At 44.8% G+C, this 21,947-nt stretch carries 22 protein-coding genes and 8 pseudogenes; 13 read left to right on the forward strand and 17 right to left on the reverse strand.

Translation table 11 applies throughout. The features are described from left to right. Positions 1 to 124: 124 nt before the first annotated feature. Positions 125 to 847: a MarC family protein gene (locus ON05_RS25275; RefSeq protein ID WP_010477207.1), complete on the reverse strand. Its 723-nt coding sequence runs from the start codon at positions 845 to 847 to the stop codon at positions 125 to 127. Positions 848 to 1,066: 219 nt separating this feature from the next. Here ON05_RS25275 and ON05_RS25280 point away from each other — a divergent pair. Continuing rightward, positions 1,067 to 1,674, forward strand: a pseudogene (locus ON05_RS25280) (IS1 family transposase); the annotation flags it as partial. 3 nt (positions 1,675 to 1,677) lie between these two features. Here ON05_RS25280 and ON05_RS25285 read toward each other — a convergent pair. Beyond that, positions 1,678 to 2,183, reverse strand: a pseudogene (locus tag ON05_RS25285) (IS4 family transposase); the annotation flags it as partial. A 12-nt stretch (positions 2,184 to 2,195) separates the two neighbouring features. Between ON05_RS25285 and ON05_RS25290 the strand changes: the two are divergent. From ON05_RS25290 to ON05_RS25300, 4 genes and pseudogenes are all read left to right on the forward strand, one after another. After that, positions 2,196 to 2,489 (forward strand): transposase, encoded by a 294-nt coding sequence (locus ON05_RS25290; RefSeq protein WP_262562350.1) that lies wholly within the window; start codon positions 2,196 to 2,198, stop codon positions 2,487 to 2,489. A 115-nt stretch (positions 2,490 to 2,604) separates the two neighbouring features. Beyond that, positions 2,605 to 2,799 (forward strand): annotated as a pseudogene (locus tag ON05_RS38730) (hypothetical protein); the annotation flags it as partial. Between the two features lie 11 nt (positions 2,800 to 2,810). Then, the gene (locus tag ON05_RS25295) at positions 2,811 to 3,164 is read left to right on the forward strand and encodes a hypothetical protein (protein WP_262562351.1); all 354 of its coding nucleotides are present in this window, start codon (positions 2,811 to 2,813) and stop codon (positions 3,162 to 3,164) included. Beyond that, positions 3,131 to 3,433, forward strand: a complete 303-nt coding sequence (locus ON05_RS25300) for a hypothetical protein (protein ID WP_262562352.1) — start codon at positions 3,131 to 3,133, stop codon at positions 3,431 to 3,433. The genes ON05_RS25295 and ON05_RS25300 overlap by 34 nt, the downstream gene beginning before the upstream one ends. Before the next feature lie 21 nt (positions 3,434 to 3,454). On the opposite strand, the pseudogene ON05_RS25305 reads toward ON05_RS25300, so the two are convergent. Beyond that, positions 3,455 to 3,613 (reverse strand): annotated as a pseudogene (locus ON05_RS25305) (IS4 family transposase); the annotation flags it as partial. A gap of 84 nt (positions 3,614 to 3,697) precedes the next feature. Here ON05_RS25305 and ON05_RS25310 point away from each other — a divergent pair. From ON05_RS25310 to tnpC, 3 genes and pseudogenes are all read left to right on the forward strand, one after another. Continuing rightward, positions 3,698 to 4,767: pseudogene (locus tag ON05_RS25310) on the forward strand (IS3 family transposase). After that, positions 4,768 to 5,841: an IS630 family transposase gene (locus ON05_RS25315; protein ID WP_262562353.1), complete on the forward strand. Its 1,074-nt coding sequence runs from the start codon at positions 4,768 to 4,770 to the stop codon at positions 5,839 to 5,841. Between the two features lie 318 nt (positions 5,842 to 6,159). Further along, positions 6,160 to 7,582 (forward strand): annotated as a pseudogene (gene tnpC / locus ON05_RS25320) (IS66 family transposase). Positions 7,583 to 7,651: 69 nt separating this feature from the next. Here tnpC and ON05_RS25325 read toward each other — a convergent pair. From ON05_RS25325 to ON05_RS38735, 3 genes and pseudogenes are all read right to left on the reverse strand, one after another. After that, on the reverse strand, positions 7,652 to 8,056 hold the full coding sequence (locus ON05_RS25325) for a type II toxin-antitoxin system VapC family toxin (RefSeq protein WP_010480903.1): 405 nt from the start codon (positions 8,054 to 8,056) through the stop codon (positions 7,652 to 7,654). After that, entirely contained in the window at positions 8,053 to 8,277 is a 225-nt protein-coding gene (locus ON05_RS25330) for an AbrB/MazE/SpoVT family DNA-binding domain-containing protein (protein ID WP_010480901.1), read from the reverse strand. Before ON05_RS25330 ends, ON05_RS25325 begins: the two co-directional genes overlap by 4 nt. Positions 8,278 to 8,367: 90 nt before the next feature. Then, positions 8,368 to 8,930: pseudogene (locus ON05_RS38735) on the reverse strand (Uma2 family endonuclease). A 191-nt stretch (positions 8,931 to 9,121) separates the two neighbouring features. Here ON05_RS38735 and ON05_RS25340 point away from each other — a divergent pair. Then, positions 9,122 to 9,367: a FitA-like ribbon-helix-helix domain-containing protein gene (locus ON05_RS25340; RefSeq protein ID WP_010480898.1), complete on the forward strand. Its 246-nt coding sequence runs from the start codon at positions 9,122 to 9,124 to the stop codon at positions 9,365 to 9,367. Next, positions 9,364 to 9,777: a type II toxin-antitoxin system VapC family toxin gene (locus ON05_RS25345; protein WP_010480896.1), complete on the forward strand. Its 414-nt coding sequence runs from the start codon at positions 9,364 to 9,366 to the stop codon at positions 9,775 to 9,777. The genes ON05_RS25340 and ON05_RS25345 overlap by 4 nt, the downstream gene beginning before the upstream one ends. A 76-nt stretch (positions 9,778 to 9,853) precedes the next feature. On the opposite strand, the gene ON05_RS25350 is transcribed toward ON05_RS25345, so the two are convergent. From ON05_RS25350 to ON05_RS25390, 9 genes and pseudogenes are all read right to left on the reverse strand, one after another. After that, a complete protein-coding gene (locus ON05_RS25350) occupies positions 9,854 to 10,288 on the reverse strand; it encodes a GNAT family N-acetyltransferase (protein ID WP_010480895.1) in 435 nt (144 codons plus the stop codon). A gap of 68 nt (positions 10,289 to 10,356) precedes the next feature. After that, positions 10,357 to 10,941 carry a DJ-1/PfpI family protein gene (locus ON05_RS25355; protein WP_010480892.1) on the reverse strand — a complete coding sequence of 195 codons (585 nt, stop codon included), beginning with the start codon at positions 10,939 to 10,941 and terminating at the stop codon, positions 10,357 to 10,359. 111 nt (positions 10,942 to 11,052) lie between these two features. After that, positions 11,053 to 11,232 (reverse strand): hypothetical protein, encoded by a 180-nt coding sequence (locus tag ON05_RS25360; RefSeq protein WP_010480889.1) that lies wholly within the window; start codon positions 11,230 to 11,232, stop codon positions 11,053 to 11,055. Between the two features lie 166 nt (positions 11,233 to 11,398). After that, positions 11,399 to 11,734: a hypothetical protein gene (locus ON05_RS25365; RefSeq protein WP_010480887.1), complete on the reverse strand. Its 336-nt coding sequence runs from the start codon at positions 11,732 to 11,734 to the stop codon at positions 11,399 to 11,401. A gap of 96 nt (positions 11,735 to 11,830) precedes the next feature. After that, positions 11,831 to 12,124 (reverse strand): addiction module antidote protein, encoded by a 294-nt coding sequence (locus ON05_RS25370; protein ID WP_010480885.1) that lies wholly within the window; start codon positions 12,122 to 12,124, stop codon positions 11,831 to 11,833. A gap of 405 nt (positions 12,125 to 12,529) precedes the next feature. Next, entirely contained in the window at positions 12,530 to 13,168 is a 639-nt protein-coding gene (locus ON05_RS25375; protein WP_262562354.1) for a hypothetical protein, read from the reverse strand. A 1-nt stretch (position 13,169) separates the two neighbouring features. Further along, a pseudogene (locus tag ON05_RS25380) lies at positions 13,170 to 14,230 on the reverse strand (ISKra4 family transposase). 40 nt (positions 14,231 to 14,270) lie between these two features. Next, the gene (locus tag ON05_RS25385) at positions 14,271 to 14,657 is read right to left on the reverse strand and encodes a hypothetical protein (protein WP_262562355.1); all 387 of its coding nucleotides are present in this window, start codon (positions 14,655 to 14,657) and stop codon (positions 14,271 to 14,273) included. A gap of 44 nt (positions 14,658 to 14,701) precedes the next feature. Then, complete coding sequence (locus ON05_RS25390) at positions 14,702 to 15,736, reverse strand: DUF262 domain-containing protein (RefSeq protein WP_010480882.1); 1,035 nt, start codon at positions 15,734 to 15,736, stop codon at positions 14,702 to 14,704. Positions 15,737 to 16,314: 578 nt separating this feature from the next. Here ON05_RS25390 and leuS point away from each other — a divergent pair. After that, complete coding sequence (gene leuS, locus ON05_RS25395; RefSeq protein ID WP_010480881.1) at positions 16,315 to 18,882, forward strand: leucine--tRNA ligase; 2,568 nt, start codon at positions 16,315 to 16,317, stop codon at positions 18,880 to 18,882. 9 nt (positions 18,883 to 18,891) lie between these two features. On the opposite strand, the gene ON05_RS25400 is transcribed toward leuS, so the two are convergent. Beyond that, the gene (locus ON05_RS25400; RefSeq protein WP_010480880.1) at positions 18,892 to 19,503 is read right to left on the reverse strand and encodes a triacylglycerol lipase; all 612 of its coding nucleotides are present in this window, start codon (positions 19,501 to 19,503) and stop codon (positions 18,892 to 18,894) included. A 323-nt stretch (positions 19,504 to 19,826) separates the two neighbouring features. Between ON05_RS25400 and ON05_RS25405 the strand changes: the two genes are divergently transcribed. Continuing rightward, positions 19,827 to 20,813, forward strand: coding sequence for a bacteriophage abortive infection AbiH family protein (locus ON05_RS25405; protein ID WP_010480879.1), 987 nt, complete (start codon positions 19,827 to 19,829; stop codon positions 20,811 to 20,813). A 40-nt stretch (positions 20,814 to 20,853) separates the two neighbouring features. Then, positions 20,854 to 21,357, forward strand: coding sequence for a GNAT family N-acetyltransferase (locus ON05_RS25410; protein ID WP_175307299.1), 504 nt, complete (start codon positions 20,854 to 20,856; stop codon positions 21,355 to 21,357). 174 nt (positions 21,358 to 21,531) lie between these two features. Here the strand turns inward: ON05_RS25410 and ON05_RS25415 are convergent, their stop codons facing one another. After that, entirely contained in the window at positions 21,532 to 21,936 is a 405-nt protein-coding gene (locus ON05_RS25415; protein ID WP_010480877.1) for a hypothetical protein, read from the reverse strand. Positions 21,937 to 21,947: the final 11 nt, after the last annotated feature.

Consider the following 21,947-nt stretch of genomic DNA (forward strand, 5'->3'; position numbering starts at 1 on the left):
TGCCTAATCACTAGCAAACTCTAACAATCAGATAAAAAATTTTGATTTTTGCAGATCAGCTAGTAATGGCAAATGCTTTGATGCAGGTGCACTTGAAAGCTTTAGGAATCGATACTCACTCTTGTTAGCCTAATCCAGGTAGGAGCTCTTTGACACCATCGGCAATAAATTCGATGGAAATAGCGGTGATGATTAATCCCATGACTCGACTAATCACATTCATACCTGTTTTACCCATCACAGTATCCATCAGGGGGGCAATGAGTAATCCCACTAAGGCGATTACAGAGACACTTAGAATTGCTAAACCAACGAGAATGGTATGTTCTATAGATTCCTGGGTATGCGCATAAACAATGACGGTGCTGATGGCACCAGGGCCGCCGAGTAGAGGAATGGCAATGGGGACAACGGCAACAGGAGCATCCGGTAATGTCGGTGGTTCATTCGGATCGACGGTACCTGTTTCTGTGAGTTGGCGTGATTCGATGGTTTCTGCCCGTAACATGGATAATGCTGTTAGCAGGATTAATAAGCCGCCTGCGACTCGGAAGGACGGTAGGCTAATGCTAAAAAAGCTGAGAATGGCTTCTCCAGCGACAAGAGCCACTAACAGAACAATACTTAAAGCAATAGAGGATTGAAAGGCAATAAGACGCCTTTGGCTAGAGCCTTGCCCCTCTGTCAAGCTGAGGAAGATAGGGATAACACCCACAGGATTAACGATTGATGCGAGACCCGCCACTAATTTCAGATATTCTGGCAAGTCAAACACAATATGGATAGTCCTCGCTAACGGTTCTGTGGATTCAGGCAAATCTACGGTGCGAGTTGCGATCGATCGCAACCCGATTCTCTCCTAGGACGTATAGCTCAATCCAATACAAACCATAGACTCTATCCTTCTAATTGTCAGCAATCTCAGTCTTCAAACTTAGTTTTGAAAGAAGACTGAGGGATATAAAGCTAACTTTGTTTATTTTCTCACAGTCGCAATGAAACGGTCGTGCATCAAAAAAGTGTGGGTTTGTTAAACCTATAGGGAGTTGAGTTTTCCTATCTTCTGATGCAATGTCCTCTATGTGGTCATCCAAAGACCCACAAACACGGTAAAACCAGTAAAGGCAGCCAACGTTACCGTTGCCCCCACTGTCACCAAACCTTCAGTGAGACCTTTGATACCCTTTATTATCGCCGTCAGATTTCTTCTGAAACCATCCAGACCATCCTTCAATCTCATGCTGAAGGCAGTAGCCTCAGAGGCCTATCCCGCATCACAGGTGTGGCTTACAACACTTGTGTGAGTGTGATTCGTTCAGCGAGCCATAAAGCCCAAATGATTCACAACCAAGACGTTCAGGCCGTTTCAACTGACGTCATCAATGCAGATGAGTTGTGGTCCTTTGTCAAAAAAAGCAAAAGCCCTGTGACCCGAAAGAGTTGAGCGTCGGTGATTGCTGGATAGCGTTGAGTCTCTCTAAAGACAGTGGCTTGGTGCTCAGTGGCCGTATTGGCAAACATACCGACGAACTCGCTCAAGAATTAATTGAGAATACCGAAGGCAAAACTGCCTGTCACCATTGGCAAACCGATGGCTGGGAAGGGTATTCACGACAATTAGCCGATGAGGTGATCCATCAAGTGAGTAAAGCTCTGACTTTGGGGATGACAAGGGTTTTACAACATAGTCTGAATCAGTGATAGCGCCCTCATGCCCCTCTGATAATTGAGTCGTTTATGGGGTATCAGTTGCATTAATTCAGTGGCGAATGAGGTCCAAATTTCCATGCCACAACACCATAAATGTCCATACAACGCCGTGCCAAAATCACTGTGTCGAGGCCGCCGCCGAGAGTGCTCATTGAGCCGAGCAACATAGTGGTTGACTTTCAATTTTTTCAATCCATAGCCAGCGACTGTTGCTAAACAATAGGCCATCGCCATCACCAGTACCAAAGCAAGGAAACGAGCATCATTGACTTTCGTTCGTTCGAGATTGTATCCCCACTCTTGCAGTCTTTGAACATCATCTCTATTCCCCATCGGCAAGCGTAAAGCGAGAGAGCCTGCTCCAGTGTCGGTAAACTCGTCATGATAAACCAAGGATCTTTTCCCTCCTTGCCTCGATACTGTCGCTTCCAGTAAAACGCGAGGTTAAACGGTCCCAACTGGTCTCGCTTTCCTGGAGGGGCGACATGCCCTGTGGACACCTTGCTTCTTTGGCTAATAATCAGGTAGACAAGAAAAAAGATGGGCTGAAAATGATGTATCTCCAGCTCACCTTATTGACAATGATATTGCCACTATACCAACCCCATTTACGCCGTCAACTGTCTCCTGCCCAGTATCTTCTCCTTGAGATTCTGGTTCATCTTTTACAAACGCTTCGCTGTGTCAAAATCGAGACCCTAGCAGAAGGACTGCCACTGCCGATTCTATTTGAGAGTCGCCGAAAAAATACAACGGTTCTTATCCTTACCGACCCTTGAGCTTGAAACGCTTTGGCTACCGCTGGTTGAACTGTGGCTGAGCAAGCAGTACCCTCAAGGCTCCCAGCTTTATATCGTCATCGACCGTACCAGTTGGGGTGTGATTAATCTATTGATGGTGAGCGTGGTCTGGCAACATCGCGCTATTCCCATATGGTGTGAAGCGCTCGCTAAAAAGGGCAGCAGCAACTATGACGAGCAAACGGCTATTTTGAGCAACGTCATTCGCCATTTATCCGCCTATCGTCTGGTTATCCTCGGTGACCGAGAGTTTTGTTCCGTCAAGCTCGGACAGTGGTTAGCTCAACAGAAGGTCCACTTTTGTCTGCGCCTCAAGCGGAATACCGAAGTGTCTATGGACCAGCAGTTTACTCAACAACTTCAACAGTTTGGCCTTGCCCTGGTCAAAAGCTGTTTCTCAATGATGTACGCGTCACTCAGGCTAAAGGCTTTGGACACTTCAATGTGGCCGCCAAATGGAAACGACGCTATCACGGCTTTGCGCCTGATGAAGCCTGGTTTATCCTCACGAACTTCTGTGACCTCAACAGCGCTATCGTCAGCTATCAAAACGCTTCTGTATCGAAGAAATGTTCCGCGACTTCAAACAGGGAGGCTATTGCCTCGAAGGCTCTCAAGCGATGGAAGAGCGTTTGGTTGCGATTGTCATTCTGATTGCCATTGCCTATACCAGTGCAGCCCTGCAAGGGCAAAGTCTTAAGCAAAAAGGACTCCAGCGCTACATTACTAGACCCGAATCTCCCACCTCACCGAACAAGCGTCATAGTGCATTCCGAGTCGGACTCTCTGCTCATCTGTGGGCGATAACAGGGGATGGAGTTCTGGCTCGATTGGTGGATGAGCTGATGAAACTCTCTCCCAATAAGCTACCTGAATATCAACGGGGGATGAGAGCGATGGAGCTTGTCTGTGCTGGGTTATAGTCGCCATGTCGCCCTTGCAGCTCGCTTTCCCCAATAGACATCGCGAAGGAACCCTTTCTGGTCTGGGGCAAATCCCCTCTGTTTGAGGGGTTGATAGTCCACTTCACCCTGGAGTTGAACATAAGCACTCTTCTTTTGCCTGAGCACAAACTCAACCTGTCGTTGGCTCAACCACAGTGACCTTTACTCGAAAAAGTGGACATTTGACCTTTACTCGAAAAAGTGGACATTCCCGAAGAGTCGATAACCTAGGAGAATGTTTACATGACACAAAGACCCCGTCGAACCTTTACTACTGAACAGAAGGCTGAGGCCGTCAAAATTGTTCAACAGTCTGGTAAATCTGTTAATCAAGTGGCGAGAGAACTGGACTTAACCCGAGTGCCTTACGCAAATGGATCAAACAAGCCCAAATTGACCAACACCCTATCCCCGGTGGCCCCTTGACATCTGCTGAGCGTCAAGAACTCAACCAATTGCGTCGAGACCTCAAACGCGTTCAGATGGAACGAGATTTCCTAAAAAAGCAGCAACCTTCTTTGCTCAGGAAAGCTCAACCCCTATGAGTTAATCAAAGCAGAGAAGGTGAACTTCCCCATTGTCTTGATGTGTAAAGTCCTCAAGTTATCGAGAAGTGGCTACTATGCCTGGGTAAAGCGAAAGCCCTCCCCTAGACACCAGGAGAATGAAATCTTGTCAGAGCAGATTCAACGCTAGGGATTTGTGCTCAAGCGAAGCGTCCATTCAAAGTCACTACTCATTCTGAGCATGATGGGCCGATGGCCCCGAATATCCTAGACAGGACGTTTACGAGCGAGAAACCTGACCAAGCTTGGGTTGCAGATATCACCTATATCTCGACCCATGAAGGATGGTTATATTTGGCCGTCATTATTGACTTGTTCTCTCGACGAGTCGTAGGTTGGTCCATGGCTGAGCATATGCGGACACAATTAGTTCTCAATGCCCTAAAGGCTGCCTTAGGACAACGGATACCAGCACAGACTGGATTAATCTTTCATTCTGACCGAGGCAGTCAATATGCCAGTGGGGACTATCAACAGGCTTTAATCAAGAAGGGAATCACTTGTAGTATGAGTCGTCGAGCCAATTGCTGGGATAATGCGGTGGCTGAAAGCTTTTTGGGGACCCTCAAAACTGAGTTAATTTATCCCACAACGTTCCCTAATCGAGCGATGGCTAAGACGGCTATTGCAGAATGAATTGAGGTTTTCTACAACCGACAACGACTTCATTCAACCCTTGGATATTGCGCCCCTGTCCAATTTGAAGAAAATTACTGGAGGACACGAAATCAAACACTCGCAGCTTAAATGAACTGTCCACTTTTTCGAGTAAAGGTCAATCTCGAACCCCATTTTTCGCCTGACGAGCTGAAGTCTCATTACCGAGCCAGCCAAGACCCAGTAGAATCGCGCCGCTGGCATCTACTATGGCTCGTCAGTGAGCAAACAACGCTAACTCAAGCAGCCCAAGTGGTCGGTCTCAACTACGATTACGCTCGAGAAATCGTCAGGGAGTATAACCACAATGGCGCCCATGGGTTACGCAACCGACGCAAAGATAAGCGACCTCATCAATCTCGCAGTCTTCTGACTCAAGACCAATGTGCACAATTGTTGACTCGTCTACAAACCCCACCCGCCGACGGTGGTCTATGGAACGGCCCCAAAGTAGCCCAGGTCATCGCTCAGATGACAGGAGTCGATAAGGTTTGGCCCCAACGCGGTTGGGACTATCTCAAGCGATTGGAGCAGTCCCTGCAATGCCCACGTCCTCACCACCGTAAAGGTGAACCAGAGGCCCAAGCCGCTTTAAGAAAACTGCCTGAGTACAAAGCAGAATTGGAGCGACGCTACCCTAATGCTCAGGTCGAAGTTTGGTCCTTGGATGAACATCGTTTAGGCCTTAAACCCATTATTCGAAAGATTTGGGCGCCTGTGGGTCAGCGTCCAATTGCTGAGGTGGACCATCGCTATGAATGGACCTATCTGTATGGATTCGTTCATCCCGCAACTGGCAATACCGAATGGTTCATTCTGCCTCGGGTCAATGGAGAATGGTTTAATCAAGCCCTACAAAGCTTTGCTCAGCAAGTTGGAGCGGGAAAGCACAAACAGATTCTTCTCGTTCTGGATGGAGCCGGATGGCATACCTGTAAGAATCGGGTGGTGCCACCTGGCATTCATCTGAAGGTTTTACCCCCCTATTCTCCAGAGCTACAGCCCGCTGAACGGTTGTGGCGGCTAGCGGATGAACCACTGGCCAATCGGTGTTTTGAGACCCTGGAAGACCTCGAAGATGTTCTCGAACAGCGCTGTCGAACTTTAATGACAATGCAATCGGACATTAAAGCTCTCACTCACTACCATTGGTGGCCAGCTTGACAGATAAGATATTTCGGGGTTTAATGAGTCGGATTTGGTATTAGATCGCATTCTACTGTTCTTCAGATAACTTGGAAACCTCTGCAATAGCTTGCTGGAAGAGTTCAGTCATAGGTGCAAATTGTGATTAACTATCGACATTCCCAAAGTTGCCAATCTTGATGCGCCAATTTTGCTTTGCCATTAATTTATTGTTACTGCCCAGGCTTAAATCATTGTGTTGAGAATGAAGGTATAACTCTATCTGAGACTATGTTTTAAGCACACCAGCAGTCAATCCGTACTCATTCGTTGAACAAGAAAGTCTCTGACCAGAAAATTAGTGAATCTGATATTCGAGCAATCTACCATCAAGGAGAGGATGCAGTTGTTGAGCTGGTCACCCTTCTTATTAAACGGATAGAGCGACTAGAAGAGCATCTTGGCAAAGATAGTCGGAACAGTAGTAAACCACCCTCAAGCGATGGCTTTGGGAAGCGGACCAAAAGTCTACGGGGTAAGAGTAAGCGTAAAAGTGGGGGTCAAAAAGGCCATCCCGGTAGTACCTTGGAATGGCGTGAAACCGTCGATGCCGTAGTGTTACATCCAGTCACTCAATGTCAAGGCTGTGGTGCCTCGTTAACAGAGGTCGCCGTCCTTGAGTATGAACTGCGCCAGGTTCATGAGCTGCCCTCCTTGTCATTACAGGTCATCGAGCATCAAGCAGAAGTCAAATATTGTGAGCACTGTCAAACCTTGAACCGGGGTAAATTCCCCAGCGATGTCACCAATGTGGTTCAGTATGGCAGTAATCTCAAAGGCTTGATGGTGTATTTGATGGAGGCTCAACTGTTGCCGTTTGAGCGCACCCGTGAACTGCTTAAAGACCTCTTGGGTTGTCAGGTTTCTGAAGGAACCCTGTGCAACACCCGTACAACCTGTGCCCAGCAATTAGAACCGATTGAAGCCCAGATCAAAGACGCTATTGAGCAAGCAGCTGTGGGACATTTTGACGAGACGGGGTTGCGAGTCAACAGCAAGTTGTGGTGGCTGCATGTCGCTTGTACGAGTGGATTAACCTACTACTTTGTCCATGCCAAACGCGGCACAGCAGCGATGGACGAAATGGATATTCTGCCAAACTTTACGGGCACGAGTATTCATGATGGTTGGAAGAGCTATGCCCGCTATGGTTGTACGCATAGCTTATGCAATGCCCATCATTTGCGCGAACTCCGATTTATTGTTGAACGCTACAAACAACCTTGGGCTGAGGAGATGATCTCACTGCTGCTAGATATCAAAGCTGAGGTAGAGCGGGCAAAAGCTGAACACTTAAGCGTTCTCGATGCGAGACAAGTCGAGGCGTTTGAGCAGCGGTATCGCCAAGTGTTAGCCGATGGATTCAAGCATAATCCAATGCCAACCGTCGATGAAAATGCACCCAAGAAACGAGGCAAGCAGAAGCAGAGTACACCCAAAACTTGCTCGACCGACTTCGAAAGCACCAAGCTGCTGTCTTGGCGTTTATGTATGATTTTCAGGTGCCTTTGATAACAATCAGGCTGAGCGCGATATCCGCATGATGAAGTTGAAGCAGAAGATATCGGGATGTTTTCGCTCCTTGGCAGGTGCCCAGCAGTTCTGCCGCATTCGCGGTTATATTTCAACTTTGAGAAAGCAAGATATCCCTGTACTGGATGCACTCAAAAGTATTTTTGCTGACAATCCTGTTAGACCAGTGCTTCAGCCTGGGCAGTAACAATTTATTTTTAGAGTGGGTTGCTGAATGTCATCGATTAATTCTGATCTATCCTCCGAAAGTTCAAGGCTAAGGATAGATCAGTGCGACCTGTGGAAAGTATGTTTTATATTTGCTGACATCTCTAGTGATTAAGTCAAATTCTGAAACAGAAGCATGAGCACCAATAAAGAAATCAGGTAAGGGTGAGGTTTTCGTTCCTTTATTTTTTCTATATTGCAAAAATACCTTACCGGTTAGGAACAATGCTTCACGAGGCATTTCCAAAACTTTCAAATGCAATACTTCGATAGCGCTCTCCAATTCTTCTATTTTTTCAAACCCCATTGATATTTCAGTGTAGACAATCGAGTTGATATAGAGGGTGTTGGTGAGGCTATATCTCTCTAAAATGCTTTCTGACCACTCTGCCCAATTTGGATCATCCGTAAATAAATCTAGCAACACGCATGAGTCAATCAAAATGCCGTTCACGACTGTTCTCTGGTGAGATCTAAAATCTCATCAGTCGACATCTTGACTGTCGCTATGCCTCTCAGCTTCTCAAATTTTTTGGTTGCCCTTTGGCTACTGACTTTCTCGATGTAAAATCTTCCGTTCTCTTCGATAAATTCAACCTCTGTCTCAGGCATAATACCTAAAATTTCTCTAACCTTCCTAGGGATTGTCACTTGTCCTTTTGTGGTCACTCGCATCTGAGCGGCTCTTTCTCAATCAATGTAATACCAATATAGTATTACTTTTTAATCATTGAAGAACGAGAACTGCACAGGTACGTTCAAGTCTTATTCCAGCAACCAAGCAAACAACTCTTTTACCGTAAGCTGTAACCCACTAGCACAAGAGGGTACAGGAATGACTTTATCTGGCTCATCCAAGACTTCAGGTTCTTGTTTGGGGCGATAGACAAACACTGTTTGCTCACCTGGGTCGATTAACCAACCCACTTCGGTTCCGTGGTGCAGACAGTGGAGAATATTCTTTGTGACCTTCGTTTGGCTTTGATGGGGAGACAGGATTTCAACGGTCCAATCTGGTGCGATAGAAAAGGTGTTGGCAATTTCCCCATTCTGATCGCGGGGAATTGGTGCCAAAGAAACACTGCAATATCAAGAACAATGGAACGATTACCAAAGGTACAGCGCAGTTCAGGAAAGGCACGAGCAGTACGCTTGGACTTAACGGCCCCATTGATAGCAGGTACAAGTTCTCCTTGAATGACACTATGTTTCCCTTGGGGCATTGGCTTTTGAATAATGTGACCATCAATGTATTCATTTGCAGGCTTCGTTTCAGGCAGTTCCAGAAACTCCGCCAAGGTCAGCGTTTTTGAGGGTGTTTGTACCATTTAGGTTTACTCTTTGCCCGCAAGTTTGGAAACTCAACACTATTTTATCTAGGAACTGGATGGGGAGTACTTTGGTGCTTGGAAATACGGCACTTTATGCTGATAGCCTGAGTGAGTATCTTTGCAGTAATTGAAAAAGAACCATATTGAAACCATAATGGTATTTACCGCTTTTCAAAAAACCATGCCTTATGGCTAATCTAACTCTAAAGAATATTCCAGACGACCTCTACGAGTTGCTCAAGGAGACTGCGAATCGCAACCACCGAAGCATTAACAGCGAATTAATCGCATGTCTGGAGCAAATGTTACTGCCTAATCGACTAGCCCCAGATCAGATACTCGCGAATGCGCGAGCCGTTCGAGCACGAGTAAAAACAAAAAAAATTAGTGCTAAAGATATTGCTGATGCGAAGATGATGGGACGCCCTGAGTGATTGTTGTTGATACCAATGTTATTGCGTATCTATTCTTGCCAGCGGATAACAATACGAGATATGTGGAACATCTCGTCGAAACGGATGACCATTGGGTAGCGCCCATACTCTGGCGGAGTGAGTTTCGCAATATTCTTGCTTTATATCTGCGTAAAGATATTGTAGACTTTCCGACCGCTCTTGAAATCCAGAGCCAGGCGGAAAGTCTGATGGATCAGAATGAATTCAGTGTGCAATCCAGCCATGTCTTATCCCTGGCAGATAAGAGCGCTTGCTCTGCGTATGATTGTGAATTCGTTGCGCTCGCACAATCCTTCTCAATTCCGCTTGTTACTGCCGACCGTAAACTGGTGAAGGCATTCCCCGATATTGCTTGTTCGTTGAAAAATTTCGTCGACAATGATCGCTGACGGTGGAGTTGAGCGGTTTGGAAATGAGGCAGAGCAAAAGGGCGTGACGCATTTCCAGGTCTGCTCCAACGATTGGTTAGGCGCGCAATGAACGTTTGACATACACGATCTCTGGGTCGCCTGGATCAAGATTATGGATGACTCCTGAGCGTTCGTAGCCTAGTTTCTCCAGGACATGCTGCATGTGCGAGTTGGATTCGTTGGTCGAGGTGAATAGATCGTGCGATTGCGATTGGCCCTCGAGAAAGGCTAACAATTTGGGTCCGTACCCGGATGAGCGCAGCGGTTCTGCAATGTAGATAAGATCAATGAACGAGCGGCCAAAGAACCCATGGGAGATGACTCCGTAACCGATAATGCCAGTGCAAATCTCGACGACCCAAGCGCGATTATTTTTCACCGCGTCTTGGATGAAGGCCCTTCGGTCAGGACTACCGCGTGCGATTTGATCGAGGTCGCTCAAGGTCGAGATGTCGTCGGGGACCGCCTGTCGGATCAGATGCTCTGCCATGTGCGCCTAACGCCTACAGCAGAGGCAAGCCGGGGCATAGCGTAGTTTTGTCCTGCTGACTGTACTTGCTATGTGTTTTTTGTCCATTCATAATCCATCTGTTTCGCTGTTTTTTCTGCCAATTCTGGGCTGTAAAGTTTACTGACTAAGTGAAGACTCATATCAATGCCTGCAGATATACCTGCAGACGTAACGACTTCGCCTTCATCTACCCATCGTTGATTTTCAATAACTTCTAAGTTTGGATACGATGTTCGCAGGTCTGGAATATCTTCCCAGTGCGTTGTCACTTTTTGACTAGAAAGCACCTTAGCTTCAGCTAATAGAAATACACCAGTGCAAATTGAAGCAACAAGTTGCGCATGTTTAGATTGCTCTTTAATCCAGCTCAGTACCTGTTGTTTTTCGAGTTCCCTAGTATGAACACCACCTACGATTACAAGAACATCAATTGATGGATGATTTGAAAAACTGTAATGAGGCTGTACTTTATAACTTCCACGGGCTGAAACTATACCGCCTGTTTCACTCACTAGAAAAATGCTAAAAGTATCGGCTGTTATTAAAACTCTTTCTGCCGTTGAGAACACTTCAAACGGGCCTGAAAAATCCAGAACCTCAGCTTTATCATAAATGTAAATTCCGATATTCATATCTTTTTCACTCTTGAATCGGCTTCGGGAGATCAGCAAACTTTTCCCGGAAATTAGAAGTGGTTCTAGACCTCACAACGTTTCTGGGTCTAATTCCTGAGTCTTGCCTGCTCAATATTCTGCCATTGCGTCGGCTGCCAGTTTTGCCAACAAGTTTGGAGAGCGAGCGAAGGAATCATCCCAGCGTTGCTCTTCTTCAAGTTCTTCTAAAATCAGGGTTGCGATCGCATCTTGCTTGTCGGTCAGCAAGGTCTTTAATTGGGCAATCGCTTGTTCAAGCAACTCACTCATACAGATAAATCACTGGGAAGGATATCTCTAGGCTATTACTTGTTCAAGGAGACGGATAGGTAAATCTCAAAAATTGTTCAATGTGAGGATTTGAGCAAATTAATGACACAAAATCAGTATTCCTCGAACTCTGACATAAAAATAATTTACCGCGACGTTATAGCCTTTAAGCACTTTTGTACCCTTTATGAAATATTTTTGTTTCATTGGGCTTTATTAGAACACTGTCATCATCACAATGCGTATGGGCGGTATAATAGTTACCGGAATCGCGTAGTTTAAAGAATAATTCAAACTCATCGTTGTCTTCAGCTTGTATCAGATCTCCCGGTAATGGCTCAGGAGTCATGAAATATGGGTCAACGGACTCTAATTTCTCCCACCAAATTTCCAGTTCTTTTTCATCCATTGAAGGGAACCAAAACCACCTTCTATATCCGTACTCTTCAGCGAGTAGAACGAGAAAATCTGTTTGATATCTTTCTTTGATCTTTTGGTTCATCTTCTAGCTATAACGGCATAGACCTAAAAAAGAACGCTGTGGCTATGGCTACCGAACTCCGGTGCAGGTGTTGGCAAGACATGGATTTAGCTCAAACTAGGGTGTTGGCTGAATGGTTAGCTTGAATCCGAGCGCTTTAGTAACTTTAGCGATCGTCGAAAATGTGGGGTTGCCATCAGGAGACAGCGCTTTATACAGCCCTTCTCTACTCAAACCTGTATCTCGGGATAGCTGACTCATATTTTTAGCTCTAGCGACTACCCCTAGGGCATGAATAATTAAAGCGGGATCATCCCCGGCTTCTTCCAGACATGCTTCTAGGTATAGCTGAATATCTTCTTCTGTTTTGAGATGTTCGGCTGAATCCCAGCGGGTTGTGCTTATGGGCATCACTCAATCCTCGCTCCAACGATTTTTTAGGCACGCACTGAACGCTTGACGTACACGATATCTTCAAGATCATGAATAACTCCTGACCGTTTGCAACCTAGTTTTTCAAGGATATACTGCATGTGTGAGTTGGATTTGTTGGTCGAGGTGAATAGATCGTTCGATTGCGATTGATCTTCAAGAAAGGCTAACAATTTGGGTCCGTACCCGGATAAGTGCAGTGGAACCGGACTTTCAGTCCATAAATAGCCCTCTGTACTTTCAGTGCAGAGTCGTTAGGTCAGCTATGATTAATATTCTGCGATTAAATGGTCATTAACATTTCAAAACCACCATGACTAAAATTGCTAATCGGATCGACAACATTTTTTTCTAGTAGCTTAAAATAGCCCTGAGGTCTGAAAACTAATAATCGCTCCCTAAATCAAAGCTTTTACAGGGAAGGTAAAGATGGGGAAAAAGATCCCTCATCTCATTAGTAACTAGTAAGTAATAATCATCCCTATTTTTTAGATCCATCTTTTCACCAGAAAAAAGAATACAAAAAACAAGCTGAAATAAAGATATACTCCTAGGCACTGAATTGCTACCAGTGTCGTTAATATAACTAGTGATCTTACTTAATAATTTATCTATGTCATTGATAGGTTTATAAGATCTTCCAGTCGGTTTCTGGTTAGATGCCAACTGGAAGATCTTATAGATATTAATAGAAAATCTTGTCCAATCAGATGGCTCCAACTCTGTGGGTAGACTTCCTCTATCAAATAAATCTTTGAACTGTTTATATATTTTTGCTTGATCTTCAATCTCAGGGCTGTAGCTAGCAGTAATATGCTCACTAGCAAGATCGAAGGCTAAAATAAGCGTTTCCATTTGCTCAGTTGCTGCCTTGAGTTGAGCAGCTAGACGCTGCCGTTTCCAATCAACTACAGGTGATTTATATGCTAAAGCATGAGTAGTCTTTGACCAAGCGTATTCAAAAATCGTTCTAATTTGTACTTCAAAATAAACTTCGTAAAGTCTCTGGCTGGACGGGAGCATGTCACCTTTGCATTCCAATTAAGCCATTGAGGTAAGCACACCGATGTGCCAGCACTTGCGGGACATTACTTTCATTCCACTGCGCCCCTGAAATTTTGACTCTGCGACTAATCTGCTTGATAGCAGATTCAACAGCCCCAGACCCAATAGAGCAGATTTGCTCACTCTGGTAATAGTCATAATGACGATCCGATGCCGATGTTTGCGAACATAGTTGCAAAAGACTTGGGCCTGCTTTTCTTCAATGACTCAAATAGAGCCAAGGTTTCATCAACCTTCCCCTGCCATAAGAGCTGCTCAGCCTGGTGCAGACGTTTGAGGGACCCACCGACCTTATGAAGATTTTCCACCAGATGGTACCAGTCCAGAATCTCTCGCCGTTGCTCAGGTATGCTCAGCTGACGAATGATATTCCAAATGCCATCATGACCATCCCCTAAACAAGTCAGTGGAGAGGCTAACGGTTGCTGGTGAGTCCAGTCAATGAGCCGGGCATTATTGTGATAATCCGCGATGAGTCCCACATGCGTTGCCAGGGTTTTATAGTCTTTCCACTGACAAGGGTGTCCTAAAGGGGTGCGGATGCGCACTTTGCCACCATCTACACTCACTTCGGTTAAAGCTTCATGAGCCTGGGGGTAGGAAACCGTTGTTGATGCACCAATCGCTGCTGGGTTTTGGCTGGTACCTGAATCCCAGTTAAATAAGCCACATCTTTAGCAGTTTGAGCATAGGAGACATTGGCACTGATGCGCAAGCAACAATTCTCTAAATGAGGACTGATTTGACGATAGGGGGAAACGGCTAGATGCTGTGCCTGTTGAGTTGTAATGCTTAGAACGCCCAAGGTGCTTTTCAGGCGTCGGTTGCGGCCTGCTGCTGTGCCAGTAGCTGTGCGGATAAAAATGACCGAGTTCGGGACTGACATGGGTCTGAATTGCTGACGCACCGTCATCTCAATACCTTCTAGCGTCTTCAGGTTCTCTGGATCGCTTCTTCGTACAGTAATTGGGCTATCGCATCAAGATGGACTTTGAGTTGAGCTGCTTTTTCGGAGTTCATTGATGAAGACTTCTGGGCAACACTTGTATCCTGAACGATTTCAAAACAATCTGCAAAGGTGACATGCTCCCTGGCTGGACTCTATATGGGCAGGTTTTCTGAGCTTGCAATATGTTCTTGTTGAATCATATCTAAAAACATCAGCAGGTTTGTTTTGCTTTCCTTTATATCGTGTTTTATCTTCATCCAAAACAAATGACTCCGATATGAATTTAAGAACTGATGCTTCATCGCTAGGAAGGTTAACAACTATGGTGCAAGCATATAAGTCATTGATATCTTCCCATTTCGAATACATTCCAGTCTCTAACTTTTCAGATACGGATTCTCTTGACTTTATACGACCTTCAAACAAGAATTTATTTGCCTCACAGAATGGCCTTATAATACCTTTTGCCGTATCTTGAAGTCTTGATATTGTTGGCATATCATCTGAATACCGTAGTATTAAACATGAGGATAACATTATGTTTAATACTCCTTGATTATAGACTTCAGAATTCTAATTCTAGTAGTACGCGGACCACTATCATTGGATGCAGAACGAGCAGCTTTATAGTATTCCTCATAATCAGCTTGAGTAGATCTATGTTGTTCATCATCTATAGCGTCTGCGAAATCAAGCAAACAGTTGAGAAGTGAATTACTTTTTTCTAAGTTTTCACTTTTTAGTAAACCTGATACAGTTCCAAATAACGAATAAAAATCAGCTTGATTTTTGAATCTAGATTTTACTAAGCGCCCATCATTATCAAGTTCTACAATTGAATTAATAAATTTAATTGTGGTTTTGAATGCATCTTCGATATCTGTTTTCTCATCCCATTCTAAATCTCTTGCAGAGAACTCCTCGTCGAGACTTTGAGTAGAATGTCCCTTAGTTCCAATTTCAAGAAATAGTAACAAATGTGCAACAAACTCTACATCCTTCATTTGTTTCCTAGATTGAGCACTAATCTTAGGAAATCCTTCTGGCAAATTTCTAGACATCCATGAAGACATTTCCTCACATGAAGTTATGAAAAGGCCATCAAATTGAGCATGCCTCAACTCTTGATTGGAAAGTTTTGCTGTATTGCGGTTTATTCTGTCAAATATTTTATTGATAATGCCTTCATTATCTGTAGGCAAATACTCAACTGAAAACTGATATGACCAAATATCTTTCTTTATTCTTTTATCAAGTTCACTAAAATACTTTCCTCTTAGTTCGCTAGTTTGTGCTTTGTCTGAAACTGTGAATTGATCATTCACAAACTCAAAAATAGTTGTTAAGCGTTGTTTGCCATCAACAACATGATATTTGGCAAGACCCTCATCATTTATTTCTTCATATAAGAAGATTGCTGGGGCAGGATAATTTAGAAGTAAAGTATCAACAAAATAATCTTTAAACTCTTGATTCCAAACACTTCTTCTTTGATAAGGAGGAGTTAAATCAAGCAAATTGCGTTTGTGTATGTCATTAAACCAGGCAATTGTTTGAAAATTTTGTTTTCTATTCACTTTTTTACCTTGCTATATATAAAATCAGCTAAACAATATATTTTAGTCTGAAGATTTTTTCTGCTTGATAGTATTTCTAGTACTTATCAGGAAGATAATATCTAAGCAATAAATTAACATAAATAGTTATTTATCGATAGAAATAATCTAATAAATATTTTTACTTTGGGCACCATGAAGCTTTTAAGAGACTACAAAAAGAATATATTTTTATTTCACTCTAAATAATACTTAATTTCATAAAGCTATTAGCAGTTTATGAAAGCACGCAAACTTAAGCGAGTTATCGATAACAAGTTAAGACTGTTTATTCGAGTTCATTACTTTTTAATGCCAAAGAAAGCTATGTTAATGAATTAAATGGAATATTATTTTACTAAAAAATATAATCTCCATAATATTGAGTCCTGCTCAAGTATTTAGGGCATCCTCCTATCGACTAAAGACAAGGTGTAATGTAGCACCCCTTGAGAGTAAGGTGATGGGTCGTGCTACTTAGAGCCTGCTAACCAAAGAATGTTTAGGCCAGATATTCTCTAGAATAGTGAAGCAAACGCAGACCTTCAGGAGTAATAGTAGTGGAGTCCCGTTACAATCCCACCGAGATTGAACCCAAATGGCAAGCAAGCTGGGCCAAACAGGGGCTAGATGCAACTCCTGAAGACACCAGCAAACCCAAATTCTATGCCTTGTCCATGTTTCCCTACCCCTCGGGTAGCTTACACGTCGGTCATACCCGCAACTATGTAATCACCGACGTCATTGCCCGCCTCAAGCGGATGCAGGGCTACCGAGTTCTCCAGCCCATGGGTTGGGACGCCTTTGGCCTACCCGCTGAAAACGCTGCCATCGCTCGGGGCATTCATCCCGCCGAATGGACCTATGCCAATATGGCCCAAATGAAAAAGCAGCTAGAACCCCTAGGACTCTCCATTGACTGGAGCCGGGAAATTGCCACCTGCTCTCCTGACTACTATCGGTGGACCCAGTGGATCTTTCTGCAATTTCTGGATATGGGACTGGCCTACCAAAAAGAAGCTGCCGTTAACTGGGACCCGGTGGATCAGACCGTACTTGCTAACGAACAGGTGGATAATGAAGGCCGCTCTTGGCGATCCGGGGCCAAAGTGGAGCGCAAACTTCTGCGCCAGTGGTTTCTGAAAATTACCGACTATGCCGAAGAACTGCTTTCTGACTTAGATAAACTGACCGGCTGGCCTGAACGGGTCAAAACCATGCAGGCCAACTGGATTGGCAAATCCGTAGGGGCCTATCTGGAGTTCCCGATTGTAGGCATGGATGACAAGGTGGCCGTCTTTACCACCCGTCCTGATACGGTGTATGGAGTCACCTATGTGGTGCTGGCTCCAGAACATCCCCTCACCCCCCAAGTCACCAGCAAAGCCCAGAAAAAAGCGGTGGAGAAATTTATCGAGGCAGTGGGGGCCGAGAGCGAAATGGATCGCACAGCGGAGGACAAGCCCAAAAAAGGAATTCCCACAGGGGGTAAGGCGATCAATCCCTTTACGGGGGAAGAAATTCCCATTTGGATTGCTGACTATGTGCTGTATGAGTATGGAACAGGTGCGGTAATGGGGGTTCCTGCCCACGACACCCGAGACTTTGTGTTTGCAAAGCAGAATAAGCTACCGATTCAAACGGTGATTGTGCCGGAAGGTGGCGATGCGGAGACGCCCCTAGAAGCTGCCTATACGGAACCGGGACTGATGGTCAACTCCGGTGAATTTGACGGCAAAGTCTCCACCGAAGGCAAGCAGGCCATTATTGCCAAAGCTGAGACCAAAGGCTGGGGCAAGGCCAGGGTCCAGTATCGTCTGCGGGACTGGCTGATTTCCCGCCAACGCTATTGGGGCGTACCAATTCCGGTGATTCACTGTCCCAATTGCGGAGCCGTTCCGGTTCCCGAAGCCGATCTGCCTGTGGAACTGCCCGAAGATGTGGAGTTCTCGGCTCAAGGGGGATCGCCATTAGCCAAGTTGGAGTCTTGGGTGAATGTGGCTTGTCCCAATTGCGGGGCGGATGCCAAACGGGAAACCGATACCATGGATACCTTTATCGATTCCTCTTGGTATTTCCTCCGCTATCCTGATGCCAAAAATGACAAGGCCGTTTTTGATTCAGCCAAAACCAATGATTGGCTACCCGTGGATCAATATGTAGGTGGGATTGAGCATGCGATTTTGCACCTGCTGTATTCGCGATTTTTTACGAAAGTGATGCGCGATCGCAAACTTCTCAATTTCGACGAACCCTTCCAAAAGCTGCTCACCCAAGGGATGGTGCAAGCCCTCACCTATAAAAATCCAGAGACAGGCAAGTATATTGCACCTATTAATGTTGATGCTGACGATCCGAAGGATCCAGAAACCGGTGCCCCCTTGGAAGCCTTTTACGAAAAGATGTCCAAGTCTAAATACAATGGTGTCCCCCCAGAAGAGGTCACCAATAAGTATGGAGCCGACACCGCTCGTCTGTTTACCTTATTTAAGGCTCCTCCTGAAAAAGATCTGGAGTGGGAAGGCGCGGATGTGGAGGGTCAATTCCGGTTTCTGAATCGGGTCTGGCGACTGGTGAGCGAACATGCCGCCCAAGCCAAGGGCAAGAAAGCGAAGGTGAATAAAGCCAAGCTCTCGAAAACGGAGAAGGAGCTACGACGGTCTGTTCATATTGCCATCAAAGAAACCAGCGAAGATTTAGACGGCGATTATCAGTTCAATACCGCCGTATCTGAGTTGATGAAGCTGAGCAATGCCCTCAGTGATTCCAAGGAGAAAGCCTCTCCCGTCTATGCCGAAGGCGTGGAAACCTTGCTGCTGCTGCTCACTCCCTTTGCTCCCCATATCAGTGAAGAGCTATGGGAGAACCTAGGGCATTCCGATTCGATTCTGGGTCAGGCTTGGCCCCAGGTGGATAAAGAAGCCCTAGTGGCCGATGAGATTACCTTAGTGATTCAGATTATGGGTAAAACCCGAGGCACCATTCAAGTTCCGGCTGGCTCTAGCCGGGAAGACTTGGAACAGCTTGCCCGCGAGTCGGAAGTGGCCCAGCGGTATATTGCTGGCAAGGAAGTGAAAAAGGTAATTGTCGTTCCAGGCAAGCTGGTGAACTTTGTGGTTCCTAAATAGTGCGGGCCTTTAGGCTAGGGCCTCCAAGGACTGGGCGATATCCTCAAACACTGGGGTGGAATTCATAATAAAGGTGTGAATGGCAGGCACGGTCACTACTTTGTGTCCGTCACTGGCTTCTGCCACCGTGAGAATGCCATCGTTTAATTCATTGCCAAAGGGGAGCCACGATGCCCTAGGTCCGCCCGTGCCAACATAGATTTTGGTATGGGGTGGTAGGGTTAATTGGTTGATAAAACGAGCTTGGGCCAGTAACTGTCCCATTTCTCCTGTGAGCAGTCGATAAAGGCCGACTTTGGAGAAGAATTTTGCGGCTTGACAGGCCATCATCGGTGGGGCAAGGAAGAAGCAGGCTGCGGGTGGATGGGAGCTGAGCTGGGGATAGGCACTGCGGATAATGATGGTGCCGAGGGAATGACCCAGCAGGGCATAGGGTTGAAAACCGATTTGGGCTTGAATCAGTTGCACTAAGCGGTCTGTGACGGTTTGCAAGGATTCTAAGGTGGGGGAATAGCCAAATAGGTGGGGAGTATGGCCCAGCTTGCGGAGTCGGTGCTGTAAGTACAGCATGGACAGGGGTGTGCGGCCCATGCCGTGAATCAACACTACGTTTAGTCCCATCCAAGTCCGCTCAGCAAGATTTATCGATAGAGATCATTATTGCTTTTAGGTGTGAGTTATGGGGTGATGGTTTGCGATCTGAGTTCCAAATAGTACTACTGAAGTTTAGGGGGAATTCCAGATAATATCCCTATCTCAGAATTAAACGAATGGCATCTGAATAATGTCCCTAGTCTCTGAGCTATCATGTATTGTCTGCTTAATAAAGAGTTATTCACGAAATTATGCCAAATAACATATAAACAAGTAATTTTACTTTCTACCTTAAGAATCTTGTTGGCTATACAAAATGTTCTAAAAATATTCTGGGGGAATAAAAATAAATGAATATTGTTTATATTATCGGAAATGGTTTTGATCTCAATTTAGGATTAAAAACGAGTTATCAGGATTTTTATAAATTCTATGACAAGCAAGATTCATTAGGCAAAATAGTAATTACAGAATTAAAAGAAAGTATTAAATCAGACATAGAAACATGGTCGGATTTGGAGCTTAGTCTAGGGAGGTATACCTCAAGCCTAAAGTCATCAGATCATGTCAATATGATCATTTTTGATATCGTAGAAAAGCTGTGTATATATCTTGAGGAAGAGCAGAACAAGATTGACTATTCAAAATTAGATCGCAACGTATTAATTAATGACTTACTAAATCCAGAGAAATATCTGCCACAGAGGGATCAGAATATACTCAGGGAATGGATGAAAAGATGGAATAATAATCCAAAAATAAGCCTTCATATATTAACGTTTAACTATACCAATACAATTGAAAAAATTGTAGGCCAAGAAATATCTAATATTAATATTGGTTTAAAGGAGAATAAATCCGCAATACTTGGGGGGATCGAGCATATTCATGGCTTCATAGATGACAGGCCCGTGTTAGGAGTAAACGATGTCGATCAGATTGGGAATGAAGAATTTCATCAGTTACAAGAGGTTGTCGAAGTAATTGTTAAGCCCATACATAATCAGGAGCTAGGTCACACAAGAGATGATTACTGTATACAGCTGATAAAAAATGCAAATCTAATTTGTATTTTTGGTTCTTCTATCGGAAAAACCGATAAAAAATGGTGGGAGGAAATTGGAAGTAGAGTCGGAGATGCATGCCGTTTAATTATATTTCGGCGAGCCCCTGCGATGAACCCGATACTCCAGATTCAAGAGGCCCCCATAAGACGAAATACCAAAGATCAATTTTTATCAATGACCAATCTGAGTGAGCCAGAGAAAGAGAATGCCAAGCAGAGTATATACGTTGGTATAAATGCAGATATATTCAGGCTTCAAAAAAACACATAACAATCAGTTGCGGACGGACGGTGTACGCCATAGACCCGATGTGATTATTCGACAAGCAACCACTTCAGACGCCACTGCTTACAAATCACTCCGTGAGCGACTTGATAGTGAAACAGATACCTGGGGTGCCGATCCGGGTGAACGTTTTAGAACCGATGAAGATGTTAAAGCTGTAATCAAAGAGTCAGCACTACAGAAAAATTCATTCCTCTGGTTGGTAGCAGATGCAGATAAGTTGATAGGATTTCTGCATGCTAAAGGCTTAAAGTGGCGCAGAACTAATCATACCATTGGGCTAGATATTGGAATTCTTAAAACACATTGGGGTCGGGGAATCGCAGATGAACTATTTTTTCAACTTGAAAAATGGGCAGTTGATAATAACATTCTTAGAATCGAATTCTTTGTCTATGAAGGTAATGAACGAGCCCGTTCTTTTTATAAGAAGTGGGGCTATTGTGAGGAAGGCGTTCGTATTGGTTCAATCTACGTGAAAGGTGTTCTCTCAAATGAAATTTGGATGTCAAAATTGCTAGGTAGTTGAAAGGCATCTAAGGAATAGATATTCTGGATGAATTAACCCGAATATTCTATGAAAAGTATTTGGAGTCATCTTGGCTAGCCACAAATGTCCCAAACTGTTAAGGCTACTAAGTATACTCATCTGACGTTGGAATTAGAGGCGGTGCCAGCTTCACTGGTTTACCCTAATTCTTGACTAAACACGATTGAGAAGATTCGTATACCCGATAAATTCGTTCTTCCAGTCGCCATATACACCTGAGAGTCCACAGGCAGAACATTCACAGCCCAGATAGAACCACCGCACATCTTCACTCATACGGTAGAGCGCCACCCCTGCCATAATCTCAAACTGATTATGACCACAAGAGCACGTTACGGGGTAAACAACTTCAACCTCGTCGATATAGTCATCACTATCGCCGATACCATGCTCGGTACCGCAGGCCGTGCAGATTCGCGCGGCCACCCCTTCCTCTTCATTCATGACTAGCCGAAAACCATGACCCTCGCAGCATCTGGCAACAGCAAAGTGTTCAGCCTTGTAGCCATTTTTGATGCTGTAATCGATGATTTGCGATCGCAGTAGCTCTTCATTCACAGCATCAGCCC

This window comes from Acaryochloris sp. CCMEE 5410 (assembly GCF_000238775.2).
Classification (GTDB): domain Bacteria; phylum Cyanobacteriota; class Cyanobacteriia; order Thermosynechococcales; family Thermosynechococcaceae; genus Acaryochloris.

Bases quoted from the DNA above. Each gene is read 5' to 3' on its own strand.
- ON05_RS25385 (WP_262562355.1), bottom strand. From the start codon at position 14,657: ATGCCAACAATATCAAGACTTCAAGATACGGCAAAAGGTATTATAAGG.
- ON05_RS25315 (WP_262562353.1), top strand. From the start codon at position 4,768: ATGAACTGTCCACTTTTTCGAGTAAAGGTCAATCTCGAACCCCATTTT.
- ON05_RS25330 (WP_010480901.1), bottom strand. From the start codon at position 8,277: ATGCGAGTGACCACAAAAGGACAAGTGACAATCCCTAGGAAGGTTAGA.
- ON05_RS25355 (WP_010480892.1), bottom strand. From the start codon at position 10,941: ATGAATATCGGAATTTACATTTATGATAAAGCTGAGGTTCTGGATTTT.
- ON05_RS25365 (WP_010480887.1), bottom strand. From the start codon at position 11,734: ATGAACCAAAAGATCAAAGAAAGATATCAAACAGATTTTCTCGTTCTA.
- ON05_RS25370 (WP_010480885.1), bottom strand. From the start codon at position 12,124: ATGCCCATAAGCACAACCCGCTGGGATTCAGCCGAACATCTCAAAACA.
- ON05_RS25405 (WP_010480879.1), top strand. From the start codon at position 19,827: ATGAATATTGTTTATATTATCGGAAATGGTTTTGATCTCAATTTAGGA.
- ON05_RS25350 (WP_010480895.1), bottom strand. From the start codon at position 10,288: ATGGCAGAGCATCTGATCCGACAGGCGGTCCCCGACGACATCTCGACC.
- ON05_RS25300 (WP_262562352.1), top strand. From the start codon at position 3,131: ATGGAAGAGCGTTTGGTTGCGATTGTCATTCTGATTGCCATTGCCTAT.
- ON05_RS25340 (WP_010480898.1), top strand. From the start codon at position 9,122: ATGGCTAATCTAACTCTAAAGAATATTCCAGACGACCTCTACGAGTTG.
- ON05_RS25360 (WP_010480889.1), bottom strand. From the start codon at position 11,232: ATGAGTGAGTTGCTTGAACAAGCGATTGCCCAATTAAAGACCTTGCTG.
- ON05_RS25375 (WP_262562354.1), bottom strand. From the start codon at position 13,168: ATGCTCCCGTCCAGCCAGAGACTTTACGAAGTTTATTTTGAAGTACAA.
- ON05_RS25290 (WP_262562350.1), top strand. From the start codon at position 2,196: ATGCCCTGTGGACACCTTGCTTCTTTGGCTAATAATCAGGTAGACAAG.
- ON05_RS25400 (WP_010480880.1), bottom strand. From the start codon at position 19,503: ATGGGACTAAACGTAGTGTTGATTCACGGCATGGGCCGCACACCCCTG.